The following is a 17304-nucleotide window of genomic DNA, read 5'->3' as shown; positions in this document are numbered from 1 at the left end:
TACGGTCACAGATCACGCCGGTGGCCGGGTCGCGGTGGACAGAACGGAGCACGTTCCGAACCCCTGTGCCGCCGGGCGCCCCCTTACAGGCCCGGCTCCTTGTCCGGCACGGGGAGCGGTCGCTTCCCGACGGCCGCCGCCATCACCTCGGGGAACAGGTCCGGGGTGCACGCGAAGGCCGGCGCGCCCAGGGCGCCGAGCGCCGCCGCGTGCTCGCGGTCGTAGGCGGGAGCGCCCTCGTCGGACAGTGCGAGCAGGGTCACGAACTGCACACCGGACGCCTTCATCGCGGCGACCCGCTTCAGCATCTCGTCGCGTATGCCGCCCTCGTAGAGGTCGCTGATGAGGACGACGACGGTGTCGGCGGGACGGGTGATCTGCGACTGGCAGTAGGCGAGCGCCCGGTTGATGTCGGTGCCGCCGCCGAGCTGTGTGCCGAAGAGGACGTCGACGGGGTCGTCGAGCTGGTCGGTGAGGTCGACGACCGCCGTGTCGAAGACGACGAGCCTGGTCCGCAGGGAGCGCATGGAGGCGAGCACCGCGCCGAAGACGGAGGCGTAGACCACGGAGGCGGCCATCGACCCCGACTGGTCGATGCAGAGGATCACGTCCTTCTTCATGGACCGGTCGGCCCGCCCGTAGCCGATGAGCCGTTCGGGGACGACGGTGCCGTACTCGGGGAGGTAGTTCTTGAGGTTGGCCCGGATGGTGCGGTCCCAGTCGATGTCGTGGTGGCGGGGCCTGCTGATCCGCGCCGAGCGGTCCAGCGCACCGGTGAGGGTCGCCCGGGTGCGGGTGGCGAGCCGCTTCTCCAGGTCTTCGACGACCTTGCGCACGACCGCTCTCGCGGTCTCCTTCGTCGTCTCGGGCATGGCCTTGTTGAGCGAGAGGAGCGTTCCGACGAGGTGTACGTCCGCCTCGACGGCCTCCAGCATCTCCGGTTCGAGGAGCAGCGCGGAGAGGCCGAGCCGGTCGATCGCGTCGCGCTGCATGACCTGGACGACGGAGCTGGGGAAGTACGTGCGGATGTCGCCGAGCCAGCGGGCCACGGAGGGCGCGGAGGCCCCGAGCCCGGCCGAGCGGCCGTTCCTGCCCCGGTCACCGGGCCTGCCTCCGCCGTACAGCGCGGCCAGCGCGCCGTCCATCGCGGCGTCGCGCCCGGTGAGGGTGCAGCCTGTGGTCTCGGCACTGTCCCCGCCCAGCACCATCCGCCACCGCCGCAGCCGCTCCCCGTCCGCCGGTCCGGCCGTCCCCGGAGTGCGGGCCGCGCCCGTGTGCGCGGCGTCGGCCGTGGGCGGGGCGCCGGCCGCGTTCGCGATGCCTGCCGTGTGCGTGGTCATCCCGTTGCCCCCAGCGGTTCCTCGACGTTCTCGATGCTCCCGGCGTTCCCGGTGCTCCCCGTGTTCTCTGTCGTTCCGGCGGTCCCGGCGTTCCCTGTTGTTCCGGCGATTCCGGTGCTCCCTGTTGTTCCGACAGTTTCGGTGCGCGGGCCGGGGGCCGGTTCCGGGTCGGTGGGCAGGCCGAGCAGGAGGCGCAGCACCGGCTCCACCGCGTCGGCCCTGGCCTCGTCCAGCGCGGGGCCGAAGCCGGGTGCCGTCGCGCCGGTCCCGGTGGCGGCCACCGGGCCGCCGGCGGCCGGACCGCGTCGCACGAGCTCGCCCAGCGTGCGCCGTACGCCCGCTTCGTACGCCGAGAACGTCCGGCGCAGCAGGGGCAGCACGTCGACGAAGGTGTCGGCGGGAACCCCGGTGAGCCAGGCGTCGACCAGGCCGAGCAGCCGTTCGTCGTGGACGAGCAGCATCCCGCCCCCGGCTGCTCCTCCGACGAACCCCTCGATCCACGCGGCGGCGTCGGCCGGGGGCGTACCGGGCGAGAGGGCCAGGCCCATCAGCCGTGCCGCGTCGTCCTCCCCGAGCCGCCCCTCGTCGAGCAGCAGGCGGGCCGCCCGCCCCCGGATGACTCCCGCGACCGTGTCCCGGGCGGCGAGCCGGTGCAGTACGGCCGCCCAGCGCTCGCGCAGTCCGTCCGTGTCCGTGCCCGCCCGCGCGGCCCCGGAGAGCAGCCCGATCGCGGTGTGGACGCCGTCCACCCGGCGGCGCATCTCGTCGGCGCCGTCGGCGTCGAGCCCGGTGCAGGCGGGTGGCAGCCCGACCCGGATCCGCTCGGCGAGTCCGGCCGCGACCTCGCCGAGTGCCGTCGTGTCCGTGGACCGCACGTCGCCGTAGCGCAGGGTGCGGGCCAGCGCGGGCAGGGCGTCGGCGAGGTGGCCGACATCGGAGTCGAGCGCGGCCCGGTCGGCGAGGGCCCGCATCACGACGGGCAGTGCCTCGGGCAGCTCCGCGAGGAGGCACTGTTCGGCGAGTGCCGTGACCTCGGCGAGCGTGGTCGCCGACTCGGCCAGGGCCCCGGCCCTGGCCGTCGCCGCGGAGAGCACGGTGGTGCCCCAGGTCCCGGCCTCGGCGACCTGCACGTACAGCTCGGGTTCCCAGCGCAGCAGCCAGCTCTCCCGGAAGGTGCCGGTGCTCGCCCGGCCGGCCACGGGCTCGCCCCAGCCGACGGCGAGGAGGCGCAGCCGGTGGAGCAGCCGGCTGCGGGCCGCGTCGTTGTCCTTGCGCAGGTCGAGCTCCAACTCCCGCTCCTGCGCCTCGGGTTTGAGCCGGAGCGTGCGCTGGTGACGGGTGAGGTCGTGCTGCAGGGGGACGGCGGGAGCGGTGTCGGGGACCTCGCCGAGCGTCTCGCCGACGACGAGCCGGTCCCGGACGAGGGCCAGTGGTACGTCGGAGCCCTCGCACATCACGGCCCTGATCGCGTCGGTCGTCTCGCTCAGCCCGGCGAGCGGACGGCCGCGCAGGGCGGCGAGGGTTTCGGCGAGCCGGACGGCCTCGATGACGTGGGCGGAGGACACGAACCGGTCCTCGTCGCGCATGAGTCCGGCGACCTTGGTCATCCATCGTTCGACCGGGCGGTCGACGGCCTCGAAGAGGTGCCCGTACCAGCCGGGCGAGTCGATGCCCGCCCCGTATCCGCTGTGCCGGGCGAGCCTGCGGTGCGACCAGGGCACCCAGGTCAGTTCGGTCTTGACCTTGGGCAGCCCCTTGAGCAGGGCGCGGTCGGCGGTGAGCGTGGTGCGCGCGGCGAGGGCGGGTACGTGCCAGGCACCGCAGACGACCGCGATGTCGTCGCCGAACTCCTTGGCCGCCTTGCGCAGTTGGATGCGCATGTGCGCCTCGCGGACGGCGTCGCGCGGGTGGCCGCCGTCCCCGTACACCTCGCGCAGGGCGGTCATCGCCTCGGCGAGCGCGGCGAAGGGCGCCAGCGGGTCGGCGGGCCCGGCGTCCTGGGCGCGGTGCTCGACGGCGTCCTCCCACCAGCGCTCCGGGTCGTCGTAGCCCGCCGCCTCGGCGAGTACGGCGACGGGGTCGACCGGGGCCTGTGCGGAGGGGTCGGCGGGCGAGCCGTCCGCGTCGGGCGTGCCCCCGTCGTCGGCCCCCGCGGCCCTGCCTCCCGGGCACCCGGTCGCTCCCCCGCCCCTCTCCTCGTCGTTGTCGTTGTCGCCGTCGCCGTTCTCCGCTGTTCGTTCTGCTCGTTCCGCTTGTTCCGCGGCCCGGGTCATGGCCAGGGAGTGGGCCGCGGGCAGGTCGATGAAGCGGACCGGGACGTCGTGTTCGAGGGCCCAGCGGATCGCGACCCATTCGGGCGAGAACGCGGCCAGCGGCCAGAACGCCGCCCGCCCCGGGTCGTCCACGGCGTGCGCGAGGAGCGCGACCGGTGGCCGCATCCCCTCGTCGGCGGCCAGGGGCAGCAGCGCGTCGCCCTCCGGCGGCCCCTCGACGAGCACGGCCCTCGGGTGCGCGGCGTCCAGCGCGGCACGGACGGTCCGGGCCGAGCCGGGGCCGTGGTGCCGCACCCCCAGCAGCAGGGGCCCCGCGGGGCGTTCGGCCACGGTCATGCGGACACCTCGCGGCAGGCGCGGTAGAAGTCCTTCCACCCGTCCCGCTCCCGGACCACCGTCTCCAGGTACTCCTGCCAGACCACCCGGTCGGCCGCGGGGTCGCGGACGACCGCACCGAGGATGCCGGCCGCCACGTCGCCGGGGCGCAGCACTCCGTCGCCGAAGTGCGCGGCCAGGGCCAGACCGTTGGTGACGACGGAGATCGCCTCGGCCGTCGACAGCGTCCCCGAGGGGGACTTGAGCTTGGTGCGGCCGTCGGTGGTGACGCCGTCGCGCAGCTCGCGGAAGACCGTGACGACGCGTCGGATCTCGGCCATGCCGTCGGGGGCGGCCGGGAGGTCGAGGGAACGTCCTATCTGGTCGACGCGCCGGGACACGATGTCCACCTCGGCGTCGGGGGTGGCCGGCAGCGGAAGCACGACGGTGTTGAACCGGCGACGCAGCGCGCTGGACAGTTCGTTGACCCCGCGGTCGCGGTCGTTGGCGGTGGCGATGACGTTGAACCCGCGGACCGCCTGGACCTCCTGGCCCAGTTCGGGGACGGGAAGCGTCTTCTCCGACAGGATCGTGATGAGCGAGTCCTGGACGTCGGCGGGAATCCGGGTCAGTTCCTCGATGCGCGCGGTCATGCCGCCGGACATGGCGCGCATGAGCGGGCTGGGCACCAGGGCCTCGCGGCTGGGGCCGTGCGCGAGCAGCTGCGCGTAGTTCCAGCCGTAGCGGACGGCTTCCTCGGGGGTGCCCGCAGTGCCCTGGACGAGCAGGGTCGAATCACCGCTGACGGCGGCCGCGAGGTGCTCCGAGACCCAGGTCTTGGCGGTGCCGGGCACGCCGAGGAGCAGGAGGGCCCGATCGGTGGCGAGCGTGGTCACCGCGACCTCGACGAGGCGGCGCGGACCCACGTACTTGGGTGTGATCACCGTGCCGTCGGACAGGGTGCCGCCGAGCAGATAGGTGGCGACGGCCCACGGGGAGAGCTGCCAACGGGCAGGCCGCGGGCGGTCGTCGGCCGCGGCGAGGGCCTTCAGCTCGTGGGCGAAGGCGTCCTCCGCATGCGGGCGCAGCGCCTGCGCACCGGTGGTGACGGTGGTTTCGGGCACGGTCATGGATCCCCCTCCAGATCGGTCGACCTGATGTGGTTCCCACCGTGCACCATGGCACTGACAATCGGCCCCACCCGCAGGTCAGAGGCCGATTCACCCGTCACGGAGGCGGGGTCGGCCCGGCCACCGGGGAGACGGCCACGCAGCCGCCCGCTTTGAGCATGTCCATGCCCTTGAGCTTCTTGATGACCTTGCCCTTGTACGTGATCGAGCAGCCGACTTCGAGGGTGCTCCCGTCCACCACGAACGGCATGACGGCGGGCGGCATGATCCCGCGCAGCGTGACGGTCTTCCGCCACGGCAGCGTGGGCGACTCGACCGTCTCGATCTTCGGCTCCGTGGCCTTGCCCCTGCCGCCGTGGAACTGGATCTCGTCGACGTCCGTGCCGGTGACCTCGTAAGTGACCTCGTACATCTCGTCGACGGCCTCGTCCACCCGGTCGACGGCCCTGTCGACCGGGTCGGCGTCACCGGAGCAGGCGGTGAGGCCCATGCCGAGACCGAGGACCGCGGCCGCACAGACGGCGGTACGGAGGGTGCGGAAGCGACGGACGGCGTGGGTGGTGCGAGCGGTGTGACTGCTCATCGGTTGATCCCCCCCATCCATGGGTCTGTTGCTCGCAGCGAATCGCAAAGGACAAGGAGCGTCAAGATGTGCGCTGAACATTGAAACAGCAGGTCAGGGCGATTGTCAGTGGGGCACTTTACCGTCGTTCCCATGCTGCTATCTCACGGGGGAGAACCCGCCCACGCCACCGCTCCGGTGGCCCGCTGGACGGTGGAGCAGGTACTGGCCCTCGCTCCTGACGACGCCTCGCGCAAGGCGGGGAGCAAGCTCGGCTCGGCGGGTGCGTGGGCGGGCGGCGGGTGCGACGGATCGGGTGCGGTGTGGGGGCTGTGCAGGGGGAGTGGGAGCAAGCCGTACCGGACGGTCGTGGACGTCACCGGACCCGCGTACAAGTGCAGTTGCCCGAGCCGGAAGTTCCCGTGCAAGCACGCCCTGGGGCTGCTGCTGGTCTGGGCGTCGGACGAGTCGGCCCTGCCCGGCGGCGAGGCGCCGGACTGGGCCGGGGAGTGGCTGACGGGCCGTCGCGCGCGGGCGGCCGGGAAGGCGGAGAAGGTCGGAGCGCCGGGTGGTACGGCCTCCGGTCCGGCCGACCCGGAGGCCGCGCGGCGCCGGGCGGAGCGCCGGGCCGAGCGGATCACCGGCGGCGCACAGGAGTTGGAGGAGCGGCTCGCGGACCTGCTGCGCGGGGGGCTCGCGGCGGCCGGCCAGACGGGGTACGGGCTCTGGGAGGAGACGGCGGCCCGCATGGTCGACGCCCAGGCGCCCGGACTGGCGGCCAGGGTGCGGGAGTTGGGGGCCATACCGGGGTCCGGCCAGGGGTGGCCGGTGCGGCTGCTGGAGGAGTGCGCGCTGCTCCATCTGCTGGACAGCGCCTGGCTGGGCATCGACCGGCTGCCGGAGCCGCTGGCGGCCACGGTCCGCACCCGGGTGGGCCTGACGACCCCCGCCGAGGGCCCGCCGGTCCGCGACCACTGGCTGGTCCTCGCCCAGTACGACACCCCGGACGGCAGGATCGTCGCGCGTCGTATCTGGCTGCACGGCAGGAGGACGGGCCGTACGGCGCTGCTGCTGTCCTTCGGGGCGGCCGGGCGCTCCCCCGCCCTGGCGCTGCCGGTGGGTGTCACGATCGACGCCGAGGTCACGCCCTATCCGGGCGGCGGCCGACTGCGGGCGGAGCTGGGCGAGCAGTTCGGGACGCCGGCACCGACCGGCACCCCGCCGCCCGGCGGCACCACGACCCGTGCGGTCGAGGCGTACGGGCGGGCCCTGCGGGACGATCCCTGGCTGGACTCCTGGCCGGTGACGCTGAGCGAGGTCATACCCGTGCCGTCCGGGGACGGCTGGCAACTGGTGGACGCGACGGGCGGGGCGGCCCTGCCCATCGCCCCGGCGGCGCTGTCCCGGCCCGGCCTGTGGAAGCTCGTCGCGCTCTCCGGCGGCGCCCCGGTCACGGTCTTCGGCGAGTGCGGACACCGCGGCTTCGACCCGCTCGCGGCCTGGTCCGCCGAAGCCGGAGCCGAAACCGAAACCGGGGCCGGAGCCGAAACCGGTACCCGCATCGGTACCGGTACCGGCACGGGTACGGGCGAGGCGGACGGTGTCGACGGCTCCGGTGCCGGTCGCGCCGACGCGACGTCCGGGACCGTGCCGCTCGTCTGACGTCGGATTCGAAGGGGGACCAATGACTCGCACGATCACGCCCGCGGCCTGGGAAGAGCTCGTCACCACGGCGCTCCTGGGCACCGACCGCCGCCCGGCGGGAGCCGGGGGACCGACCGGGCTGCTGGACACGGCCGCGCTGCACACCGTGCGCCGCCGCGCGGGGCTGCTGCCCGCGGCCCCGGCGGCCCGGCCCGACCCGGCGCCCTCCGATCCCCGGCCGCCGCTGCCCCCGGCCGCGCGGCGCAGGCTCGCCCAGTTGCTCGCGGACCGGTCGGCACCGGGCGCCTCCGGCGGCCGGCGCGGCGCGGCCCCCGATCTCATGGAGCTGGTCCCGCAGTGGCTGGCCGTCGCCAACCGGCACGGCTTCCGGGCCCCGGCCTCGCTGCTCCCGGCCCTGCTGGATGCGGCCAGGGCCCGTACCGACCTGCGACCACAGGCCCTGGCCTTCGCCGGACCGCGCGGGCTGTGGCTGGCCGGGCTGAACCCCGAGTGGAAGTTCGCACTGCGCGGCTCGTCGGGCGGTTCCTCGCTGCCCGACGTGACGGCCCCGGAGGCGGTCGCCCGGCTGTGGGAGGAGGGGCTGTTCGCGGAACGGGTCGCCCTGCTCGGGGCCGTCCGGGAGCACGACCCCGCCGAGGCCCTCGCACTGCTCGCCTCCACATGGTCCGCCGAACGCGCCGAGGACCGGCTGATGTTCCTCGACTCGCTGCGCTCCGGCCTCTCCGCGGCCGACGAGCCCTTCCTGGAACGGGCCCTCTCCGACCGCAGCCGCAACGTCCGCTCCACCGCCGCCGAACTCCTCTCCGCACTGCCGGAGTCGGCGCTCGCCGGCCGGATGGCGGCCCGCGCGCTGTCGTGCCTGGGCCCGGACATCACCGGCGACGGCGCCTCGATCGCCGTGGAGGCACCGCACGAATGCGACGCCTCGATGGAGCGCGACGGCGTGGTGGCGGTGCCGCCGCCCGGCCGGGGCGAACGCTCCTGGTGGCTCGGCCAGTTGGTGGAGGCGGCCCCGCTCGCGACCTGGCCGGCGCGGTTCGGCGGTCGCGACGCGCGGGAGATCGTCGGCCTGCCGGTGGCCGACGGCTGGGCCGAGGAGCTGCACGCCGCATGGTGCCGGGCGGCGGTGCGGCAGCGGGACCCGGAGTGGGCCCGCGCGCTGCTCGGCGCCCCTTCCGTCCCCCCGTCGAACGGGCCCGGCACGGCCTCGCTCGCCGAACGGTCGAAGCTCCTCTCGGTGCTCCCGCCGTCCGAACGGGCCGGATGGGTGGCCGACTTCGTCGCCGCACACGGTCTGTCCGAGGCGTTCCAGCTGCTGGGGGTCTGCCCGACCCCCTGGGCCGAGCCCCTCGGCCGCGCGGTCGTCGACGCCCTGGACATCGCCCGGGACGCGGGCAGTTACCCCTGGAGCTTCAGCGGTGTGATGGGTCTCGCCGAACGCTGTCTGAACCCGGCCGAGGCCGACCGTCTGGAGGTCCTCACCACCACCCCGGACGAACCGGAAGACGCCTCGCCGGGCGCGAACGGCTACTGGTCGGAGGCGTTCCAGCGGCTGGTCTCCACGCTGCGGCTGCGCGCGGCGATGGAACGGGAGCTGATACCGGTACCGGACTGACGAGGCCCGGGAGCGGCGCGGGTCCCGGGAGCAGCACGGCCCCCGGCGGGGCGGGCCGGACGGGCGGGCCGGGTGGTGGCCCGCCGCCTCGTGGGTGCCGGAAAAGCCGAAAGGAGCCGGAAGGGAAGGGAGAGGGCGGTCAGGCTTCGGCGGGGTGGCGCACGTTCGCGTTGACCCACTCGACGATCGAGGTCGTCGTGGCACCCGGGGTGAAGATCTCCGCGACACCCTGGTCCTTCAACGGGGCGATGTCCGCCTCCGGGATGATGCCGCCGCCGAAGACCTTGATGTCCTCCGCCTCGCGCTCCTTCAGCAGCTCGATCACCTTGGCGAAGAGCGTGTTGTGCGCGCCGGAGAGGATCGAGAGGCCGATCGCGTCGGCGTCCTCCTGGATCGCGGTGTCCACGATCTGCTCGGGCGTCTGGTGGAGCCCGGTGTAGATGACCTCCATACCTGCGTCGCGCAGTGCCCGCGCGATCACCTTGGCCCCACGATCATGGCCGTCCAGGCCCGGCTTCGCCACCACCACACGGATCGGACCGGTCACACCCATCACTGCCTCCACATGCGTCTCCCGTGCCTGAAGGGCCGGGGATGTGAACGAACGTTATCTACAGCATCCCGCAAGCCGTCGTTTCGCGGTGGACGGGGAGGGGGAAATCACACCTGGGACATGTTCGCCGGGCGCCGATCCCGCGGGACGCGGCAGGTCTGCCGTGCGGGACCGGCCGCCAGGGGAGCCGCTACGAGGTCGCCGTACCACCGCGCCACCAGCCGCGCGGCACGGTGGTACGGCCCGCCCCGCCCGTCCGGCCCGTCGGCCGACCGTCGGTCACCGCCGGTGAGCAGGGGTGCGCGAGCCGGGACCGATACCCCGGCCGGGTGGCCCGTCCGGCCGCCCGCACCTTGCCCCGGTACCCCATGAGGGCAGTCGGGGCCGCGCAGCCTCCCCGACTGCCGGAGCAAGGAGGTCGGCCATGAAGGTCCCGCCTTTCCTTCCCGCACTGCTGCGTCCACCGTGCCCGGTCCCCAGCCGGCCCTCGCCCGCCCTGCTGAAGGCCGGCGTGCTGGAACTGGTGGTGCTCGCCGGGCACGTACTGCTCTACCCCACCGGCATCACCGGAGAGCGACCGCCCTCCCCGGACCCCGCAGACCGGGCGGGACATGCGGGCCCTGCAGAACACCGGAGTCCCACGGAACACCAGGGCGCCGCAAGCCCTGCGGATTCCGCAGGCCAGGCGGGTCGTGCGGGTCACATGAGCCACGCAAGCCGTGCAGGCCGGGCGGGCTCCGCAGATGCCGCGGGGTCCGCCGGGCCGCGCGCCACCTCCGCCCCCACCGTTCCCCCTGCCCCCGCCACCCCCACCACCCCTGCCTCCGCTTCCGCCGGGCCCACCGCTTCGGACGGGAGCCCTTCCCTCCCCGTCGAGGGGGACGAGCGGCCGCCCGTCGTGCTTCTGCACGGCTTCATCGACAACCGCTCGGTCTTCGTCCTGCTGCGCCGCTCCCTCGCCCGGCACGGCCGACGCCATCTGGAGTCGCTCAACTACTCGCCGCTGACCTGCGACATCCGCACGGCGGCCGAGCTGCTCGGGCGGCACGTCGAGGAGATCTGTGCCCGCACCGGACACCGTGAGGTCGACATCGTCGGACACAGCCTCGGCGGCCTGATCGCCCGCTACTACATCCAGCTGCTGGGCGGCGACCAGCGGGTCCGCACCCTGGTCACCCTCGGCACCCCGCACAAGGGCACCGCCGTCGCCCCGCTGGCGAGCGCTCACCCCATCGTGCGGCAGATGCGCACGGGGTCCGCCCCGATCGAGGAGCTGTGCAGGCCGGCGCCCGGCTGCCGCACTCGGTTCGTGAGTTTCTGGAGCGAGCTGGACCGGGTGGTCGTCCCGCCCGAGGCGGCCCGCATCGACCACCCGGACCTCGACGCGTTGAACGTACGGGTCACCGGAATCGGCCACCTCGCGCTGCCGGTGCACCCCTCGGTCGTGACCGCGGTCCGGCAGGCACTGGAATCCGGCGAACCGACGGCCGAAACCGAAGAAGCCGGAGGAGCCGAAGGGGCCGAAGGGGCCGGAGAAACCGAAGGGGGCGGAAGAGTCGACAGCGCTGACGGTGACGACTGTGCCGAAGGAACTGGCGGCGCCGTCTCGGCGGCCTGAGCCCGAGCGCCCCGCTACCGCGCCGCCGTCGCCGTCGCCCCACAAATAGAACGGGTTTCGAACATAGAGCCAAGGCTGTGTGCGCAGTTCGTCGAAAGACGGCCGATTGCCCGTTTCCTGAGCCGCCCGAACCCGCCGAAGATTGTCGGCGTCGCATACCGCCGGGTACAGTCGCGGCCACTGCTCCCCCTGGGATCCCCCCACCGGACCCCGGGCCCACAGGTCCTGCTGCCGAGGCGAGAGAGAAGTTGGTGAACGACCAGCACCCCCACGCCGGGTACGCCGGGTACGACAGCGAGGTCACCGGCAGCTTCCACAGCGACCCCCTCTTCGGTTCACTCCCCGGCGGCCACGACGGCGCGTACGGCAACGGCTACGGCGCCGGACAGACGGGGCACAGCGGCCAGTACGACTCCACGCAGTGGGACACGGGCGCACACCCGACCGCCTCGTACGACGGGTACGGCACGTACGCGACACAGCCCCAGCAGCAGTACGAGGCGGCGCCGACGTACTCGACCACGGCCACCTGGACGCCCGTCGCCGACTACGGCACGACCGCGACCACGTTCACCGACACCACCGCCTTCGCGGGCATCCCGGCCCAGGCCGACTCCCCGGACGCCACGGGCCAGTGGAACACCGGCGGTTGGCAGCCGGACAACCAGTGGGCGGCGACCGACACGGCCGCGTACGACTCCGGCGTGTACGACGCCACGGCCTGGAACACCGGCGCCACGCCCGAGCACGAACAGCAAACAGTGCAAACCTCGCAAAACGAACAGGTGTTGCACGAGGCGCCGACGGCGCAGGACGCGTACGGGGTCCAAGAAGCGCACACGGCGCACGAGTCGTACGACCTCTACACCGGCGAGGGCTCCTACGACCCGTACGAGCCCTACCGCACCGACGCGCACGACACCGAGCACGGGTTCGTGGCCGGAGCCGAGCACGGAACCGGACCGGCTGACGACGGCGGCACCGACCACGACGCCTCGGTCCACGACGCCTCGGTCCACGACTCCCCGGCCCACGAGGTGGACCTGGCCGCCTCCGCGGCCGACGCGCACCGTCCCCTCGGCCGCACCTCCGCCCGCACCAACGGCAGCAGCCGCAGGCGGCGTTCCCCCGCGAAGCGTTCCGCGCTCCTCACCGTCGCGATTCCCTCCGCCTGCGTGATGAGCGTGGCCGGTATCGCGGCCGCCTCCGTGGGCGGACTGGGCGGCGGGGAGAAGAAGGACGAGGGCAAGACCACGATGGCCGCCCCCGACGCCGGTTCCGTCAAACCGGGCGTGGCCAACAACAAGCTGGACACCCAGCTCGCCAACCTCAGCGCCGACGCCGAGAACTTCGCCGACCGCGCCAGCCGCACCCAGGAGCGCATCGACCTGCGGGAACGGCAGGCCGCCGAGAAGAAGAAGCGCGAGGAGGAGGCCGCCCGCAAGGAGGCGCTCCGTCCCAAGTTCGTCATGCCGGTCGCCCAGCACCGCCTCAGCGCGTACTTCGGCCAGGCGGGCGTCAACTGGATGTCCACGCACACCGGCATCGACTTCCCCGTCCTGCAGGGCACTCCGGTGATGGCCGCGACGGACGGCACCGTGCGCACCCAGCTGAACAGCGCCTACGGGAACATGGCCATCGTCACCGCGGCCGACGGGACCGAGACCTGGTACTGCCACCTCAGCAGCACCAAGATCCGCTCGGGCCCGGTCAAGGCCGGTGACGTCATCGCGTACTCCGGCGACTCCGGGAACTCGACCGGCCCGCACCTGCACTTCGAGGTGCGGCCCGGCGGCGGCGCGGCGATCGACCCGCTGCCCTGGCTCCGCAGCCACGGCGTCGACCCGACCTGAGCCCCCGCGGCCGGCGGCCGACGTCCTGGCTGCCGTACTGAGAACTGCATACGAATGGGTCTGCCCGCCACACCGTCGGTGTGGCGGGCAGACCCATTCGTGCGGGGCCGGGGCTACAGCTTCTCGACCGGCGCGTACCGCAGCAGCAGCTCCTTCGGCCGGTCGTCCCCGAAGTCGATCCTGGCCAACGCCTGGTCGCCGACGCCCTCGACCGCCATCACCGTGCCGAGGCCGAACTTGTCGTGCGTGACCCGGTCCCCGACGGCCAGCGTGACCGTCGGCCTGCTGTCCGAGGTCCGCCGGGTCGCGAAGCCCGAGGGGCCGGAGCGCGCCCGCGAGGCGGACAGCGACGAGGTGATCCCCTGCGTCGGCCCGGCCGGAGCAGCCATCGGCCCGGTCCGCTTCCACTCCAGGTGCTGGTCCGGGATCTCCTCCAGGAACCGCGACGGCGGGTTGTACGAGGGCTGCCCCCACGCGCTGCGCATCGCGGCCCGGGTCAGGTAGAGCCGCTCACGGGCCCGGGTGATGCCGACGTAGGCGAGCCGCCGCTCCTCCTCCAGCTCCTTCGTCTGGCCCAGGGCCCGCATGTGCGGGAAGACGCCGTCCTCCAGGCCGGTCAGGAAGACCACCGGGAATTCGAGGCCCTTCGCGGTGTGCAGCGTCATGAGCGTGATGACGCCGGAGCCGTCCTCGTCCTCGTCGGGGATCTGGTCGGAGTCGGCGACGAGGGCCACCTTCTCCAGGAACTCGGCGAGCGTGCCCGTTCCGGTGGGGGCCGCGGCCGTACCCGCCTCGACAGCGGCCGTGGCCTCGTCGGCAGCCGCTGTGCCCCCCTCGGCCGCCGCGTGCTCCTGCTCGAATTCCAGGGCCACCGAGGCGAGTTCCTGGAGGTTCTCGATCCGGGTCTCGTCCTGCGGGTCGGTGGACGCCTGGAGCTCGGCCAGGTAGCCCGTGCGTTCCAGGACGGCCTCCAGGACCACCGCGGGGCCCGCGCCGGACTCGACGATCGTGCGCAGCTCCTCCATCAGCGTGTTGAAACGCTTGACGGCGTTGGCCGACCGGGCCGCCATGCCGTACGCCTCGTCGACCCGGCGCAGTGCCTGCGGGAAGGTGATCCGCTCCCGCAGGGACAGGGCTTCGATCATCGCCTCGGCACGGTCGCCGATGCCGCGCTTGGGCACGTTGAGGATGCGGCGCAGCGGGACGGTGTCCTCCGGATTGGCGAGGACGCGCAGGTAGGCCAGGATGTCCCGGACCTCCTTGCGCTCGTAGAAGCGCACGCCGCCGACGACCTTGTAGGGCAGGCCGACGCGGATGAAGATCTCTTCGAAGACGCGGGACTGGGCGTTCGTGCGGTAGAAGATCGCGACGTCGCCGGCCTTGGCGTCGCCCGCGTCGGTGAGCCGGTCGATCTCGTCGGCGACGAACTGCGCCTCGTCGTGCTCGGTGTCGGCGACGTAGCCGGTGATCCGGGCGCCCGTGCCGGCGTTCGTCCACAGGTTCTTGGGGCGGCGGCTCGCGTTGCGTTCGATGACCGCGTTGGCGGCGGACAGGATCGTCTGCGTGGAGCGGTAGTTCTGCTCCAGGAGGATCGTGGTCGCGTCCGGGTAGTCCTCCTCGAACTGGAGGATGTTGCGGATGGTCGCGCCGCGGAAGGCGTAGATCGACTGGTCCGCGTCACCCACGACGCACAGCTCGGCGGGGGCGTCGCCCTCGCCCGCCGGGCCGACCAGTTCGCGCACGAGGGTGTACTGGGCGTGGTTGGTGTCCTGGTACTCGTCGACCAGGACGTGCCGGAAGCGGCGGCGGTAGTGCTCGGCGACGTCGGGGAACGCCTGGAGCAGGTGCACCGTCGTCATGATGATGTCGTCGAAGTCCAGCGCGTTGGCCTCGCGCAGCCGGGACTGGTACATCGCGTACGCCTGGGCGAGCGTCTTCTCGAAACCGTCGGCGGCCTGGCCCGCGAAGGTCTCCTCGTCGATCAGCTCGTTCTTCAGGTTGGAGACCTTGGCCGTGAACGACTTCGGCGGGAAGCGCTTCGGGTCCAGGTCGAGGTCGCGGCAGACCAGGGCCATCAGCCGCTTGGAGTCGGCCGCGTCGTAGATCGAGAACGACGAGGTGAAGCCGAGCTTCTTCGACTCGCGGCGCAGGATGCGTACGCACGCGCTGTGGAAGGTCATGACCCACATGGCGTTGGCGCGCGGCCCGACGAGCTGCTCGACGCGCTCCTTCATCTCGCCGGCGGCCTTGTTGGTGAAGGTGATCGCCAGGATCTGGCCGGGATGCACCCCGCGCTCGGCGAGGAGGTGGGCGATCCGGTGGGTCAGCACCCGGGTCTTCCCGGAACCGGCCCCGGCGACGATGAGCAGCGGGGAGCCCGCGTGCACGACGGCGGCGCGCTGCTCGGTGTTCAGCCCGTCGAGGAGCGCGGCGGAGTCGACGACGGGGCGGGGGGCGCCGTCGCGGTAGTACGCGTCCCTGGGCGGCGGCCCGTCGAACACGTCCCCGAAGAGCCCCTCCGGCACCTCTTCGGGTGCGGCGTCCTCGGGGGGCGGCGGGGGTTCTTCCTCCGAGGGCTGGAGGCCGGCCAGGAAACTGTCGTCAAAGAGGCTGCTCATCGCTTGTCGAGTCTAAGCCGCCGCACGGACACCCGGCGGGCCCTTGCCGAACCGCCCGGCGCCCGCTCGCCGGACGGGCGCGAGGAACGGACACGCACCGAGAACGGACGCGCACGGAGAGAACGAACACGCACGGAGAGCGGGCAACCGCACCGCGTGAGGGGTTCCGGACCTCCGGCCACTCCTGCAACCCAGGTCACGAAAATGTATCGGGCATATCGAACATCGACCTTCCCAGCGGCACACCGGTTGGCTAGCGTGCTCGACCGGGCGGCCCGTACCCCCTTTGCGGCGAACCACGCCGAGCGGGCACCCCCGCCGAATCCGGGCTGCCCCCATGGGCGTTCGGAGCCGGGGACCCACAGGAAGCACTGGGGTGAATCGGTCCTCATCCCCCAAACGGACCGTAGGGCAGCCTTCCGTTCCGCCCGAACCCGACAGCTAACCCGGCAGGCGGTCCACGGAAGGAGATGCCCGTCTTGGCATCGCACCGCAAACCGCGCCCCCGGATGCGCACCACCGCACCGGCCGTCGGGCTCACCTCGGCGGCGCTGGCGTCCGTGACCCTGCTCTCCACGCAGAGCGCCACGGCCGCGCCCGGCCCGAAGCCCAGCGTCGAGGACGTCCAGAAGAAGGTCGACGACCTCTACCGGCAGGCGGGCACCGCGACCCAGAAGTACAACCGGGCGAAGGAAGCCTCCGCCACCCAGCGCGCCAAGGTCCAGGCCCTGCTGGACGACGTGGCCGAGCGCGCCGACAAGCTCAACGAGGCGCGCCGGACGCTCGGCACCTACGCGGCCGCGCAGTACCGCAACGGCTCCATAGCACCGTCCGCCACCTTCTTCCTGGCCGACGACCCGCAGTCGTACTTCGACCAGAGCCAGCTGATGGACCGGATGACCAGCCGCCAGCAGAAGGCGGTCACGGAATTCCGTACGCAGCAGGCCAGAACGGCGAAGAAGCGGTCCGAGGCGGTGCAGAGCCTGGAGACCCTGACGACGACCCAGGCCACCCTGCGCACCAGCAAGCAGAACGTCCAGAAGAAGCTGGGCGAGGCGCGCACGCTGCTGTCGAAGCTGACCGCCGAGGAGAAGGCGCGGCTCGCGGCGCTGGAGCGGAAGAAGGAGGCGGAGGCCAAGCGCAAGGCCGAGGAGCTGGCGAAGCAGCAGGCCGCAGCCGAGGCGGACCGCAAGGCCGAGGAGGCCGCGAAGGAGGCGGACTCCGGCAGCGGTACGGGGACGGGCACCGGAACCGGCACCGGCTCGGACAGCGACGCCACCACCCAGGCGGAGAAGGTACTCGCCTTCGCCAGGGCCCAGATCGGCAAGCCGTACGTCTGGGGCGCCACCGGCCCGGACTCGTACGACTGCTCCGGGCTCACCCAGGCGGCGTGGAGGGCGGCGGGCGTCGACCTTCCGCGCACCACCTGGGACCAGGTGAAGATCGGCACCCGGGTCGCCACGGCGGACCTGCGGCCGGGCGACCTCGTCTTCTTCTACGACGACATCAGCCACGTCGGCATCTACAAGGGCGACGGGATGATGATCCACGCACCGAAGCCCGGGGCGAACGTGCGCGAGGAGTCGATCTACTACATGCCGATCTACGGCAGCGTGCGCCCGGCGTAGCGGCCGCACCGCAGGACCTCCGGCCGCCGGACGCGCTCGCTCCTCGCGCCCGTCCGGCGGGCCGGGGACGCCCGGGCCTGACAACCTCGGGCCGGGGCGGCGTCGGCCCCGGCCCGCCTCGGGTCCGGGCATCG

At 73.0% G+C, this 17304-nt stretch carries 11 protein-coding genes and 1 riboswitch; of the genes, 5 read left to right on the top strand and 6 right to left on the bottom strand.

Translation table 11 applies throughout. From position 1 onward, the window contains the following. Positions 1-83: 83 nt before the first annotated feature. From ACWCXX_RS04735 to ACWCXX_RS04720, 4 genes are all read right to left on the bottom strand, one after another. Positions 84-1340, bottom strand: coding sequence for a VWA domain-containing protein (locus ACWCXX_RS04735; RefSeq protein WP_451124230.1), 1257 nt, complete (start codon positions 1338-1340; stop codon positions 84-86). Further along, positions 1337-3949: a DUF5682 family protein gene (locus ACWCXX_RS04730; protein ID WP_451124228.1), complete on the bottom strand. Its 2613-nt coding sequence runs from the start codon at positions 3947-3949 to the stop codon at positions 1337-1339. The genes ACWCXX_RS04735 and ACWCXX_RS04730 overlap by 4 nt, the downstream gene beginning before the upstream one ends. Continuing rightward, positions 3946-5058, bottom strand: a complete 1113-nt coding sequence (locus ACWCXX_RS04725; protein ID WP_451124226.1) for an ATP-binding protein — start codon at positions 5056-5058, stop codon at positions 3946-3948. The genes ACWCXX_RS04730 and ACWCXX_RS04725 overlap by 4 nt, the downstream gene beginning before the upstream one ends. A 97-nt stretch (positions 5059-5155) precedes the next feature. Next, the gene (locus ACWCXX_RS04720; protein WP_451124224.1) at positions 5156-5641 is read right to left on the bottom strand and encodes a hypothetical protein; all 486 of its coding nucleotides are present in this window, start codon (positions 5639-5641) and stop codon (positions 5156-5158) included. Between the two features lie 132 nt (positions 5642-5773). Between ACWCXX_RS04720 and ACWCXX_RS04715 the strand changes: the two genes are divergently transcribed. Both ACWCXX_RS04715 and ACWCXX_RS04710 read left to right on the top strand, forming a co-directional pair. Beyond that, a complete protein-coding gene (locus ACWCXX_RS04715; protein ID WP_451124222.1) occupies positions 5774-7282 on the top strand; it encodes an SWIM zinc finger family protein in 1509 nt (502 codons plus the stop codon). A gap of 22 nt (positions 7283-7304) precedes the next feature. Further along, positions 7305-8900: a DUF5691 domain-containing protein gene (locus ACWCXX_RS04710; RefSeq protein WP_451124220.1), complete on the top strand. Its 1596-nt coding sequence runs from the start codon at positions 7305-7307 to the stop codon at positions 8898-8900. A 139-nt stretch (positions 8901-9039) separates the two neighbouring features. On the opposite strand, the gene ACWCXX_RS04705 is transcribed toward ACWCXX_RS04710, so the two are convergent. After that, positions 9040-9453, bottom strand: a complete 414-nt coding sequence (locus tag ACWCXX_RS04705; RefSeq protein WP_351255716.1) for a cobalamin B12-binding domain-containing protein — start codon at positions 9451-9453, stop codon at positions 9040-9042. A 424-nt stretch (positions 9454-9877) separates the two neighbouring features. Here ACWCXX_RS04705 and ACWCXX_RS04700 point away from each other — a divergent pair, with 424 nt between their 5' ends. Further along, positions 9878-11071 carry an esterase/lipase family protein gene (locus tag ACWCXX_RS04700; RefSeq protein ID WP_451124217.1) on the top strand — a complete coding sequence of 398 codons (1194 nt, stop codon included), beginning with the start codon at positions 9878-9880 and terminating at the stop codon, positions 11069-11071. Positions 11072-11322: 251 nt separating this feature from the next. Then, the gene (locus ACWCXX_RS04695) at positions 11323-12924 is read left to right on the top strand and encodes a M23 family metallopeptidase (RefSeq protein ID WP_451124215.1); all 1602 of its coding nucleotides are present in this window, start codon (positions 11323-11325) and stop codon (positions 12922-12924) included. Between the two features lie 113 nt (positions 12925-13037). Here the strand turns inward: ACWCXX_RS04695 and pcrA are convergent, their stop codons facing one another. Further along, positions 13038-15542, bottom strand: coding sequence for a DNA helicase PcrA (gene pcrA / locus ACWCXX_RS04690; protein ID WP_451124213.1), 2505 nt, complete (start codon positions 15540-15542; stop codon positions 13038-13040). Positions 15543-15848: 306 nt separating this feature from the next. Beyond that, a riboswitch (cyclic di-AMP (ydaO/yuaA leader) is annotated at positions 15849-16014 on the top strand. Here pcrA and ACWCXX_RS04685 point away from each other — a divergent pair. Continuing rightward, complete coding sequence (locus tag ACWCXX_RS04685) at positions 16013-17170, top strand: NlpC/P60 family protein (protein WP_451124211.1); 1158 nt, start codon at positions 16013-16015, stop codon at positions 17168-17170. It overlaps the preceding riboswitch by 2 nt. Positions 17171-17304 lie beyond the last annotated feature (134 nt).

The organism is Streptomyces sp. NPDC001732 (assembly GCF_053596315.1).
Note: the sequence above shows the minus strand (reverse complement) of the source record. Positions and strands in the feature narration are given on the sequence as shown.

Excerpts from the sequence above, each read along its gene's own strand:
- ACWCXX_RS04685 (WP_451124211.1), top strand. The coding sequence starts at position 16,013 with ATGCCCGTCTTGGCATCGCACCGCAAACCGCGCCCCCGGATGCGCACC.
- ACWCXX_RS04735 (WP_451124230.1), bottom strand. The coding sequence starts at position 1,340 with ATGACCACGCACACGGCAGGCATCGCGAACGCGGCCGGCGCCCCGCCC.
- ACWCXX_RS04720 (WP_451124224.1), bottom strand. The coding sequence starts at position 5,641 with ATGAGCAGTCACACCGCTCGCACCACCCACGCCGTCCGTCGCTTCCGC.
- ACWCXX_RS04715 (WP_451124222.1), top strand. The coding sequence starts at position 5,774 with ATGCTGCTATCTCACGGGGGAGAACCCGCCCACGCCACCGCTCCGGTG.
- ACWCXX_RS04710 (WP_451124220.1), top strand. The coding sequence starts at position 7,305 with ATGACTCGCACGATCACGCCCGCGGCCTGGGAAGAGCTCGTCACCACG.
- ACWCXX_RS04700 (WP_451124217.1), top strand. The coding sequence starts at position 9,878 with ATGAAGGTCCCGCCTTTCCTTCCCGCACTGCTGCGTCCACCGTGCCCG.
- ACWCXX_RS04725 (WP_451124226.1), bottom strand. The coding sequence starts at position 5,058 with ATGACCGTGCCCGAAACCACCGTCACCACCGGTGCGCAGGCGCTGCGC.
- ACWCXX_RS04730 (WP_451124228.1), bottom strand. The coding sequence starts at position 3,949 with ATGACCGTGGCCGAACGCCCCGCGGGGCCCCTGCTGCTGGGGGTGCGG.
- pcrA (WP_451124213.1), bottom strand. The coding sequence starts at position 15,542 with ATGAGCAGCCTCTTTGACGACAGTTTCCTGGCCGGCCTCCAGCCCTCG.
- ACWCXX_RS04705 (WP_351255716.1), bottom strand. The coding sequence starts at position 9,453 with ATGGGTGTGACCGGTCCGATCCGTGTGGTGGTGGCGAAGCCGGGCCTG.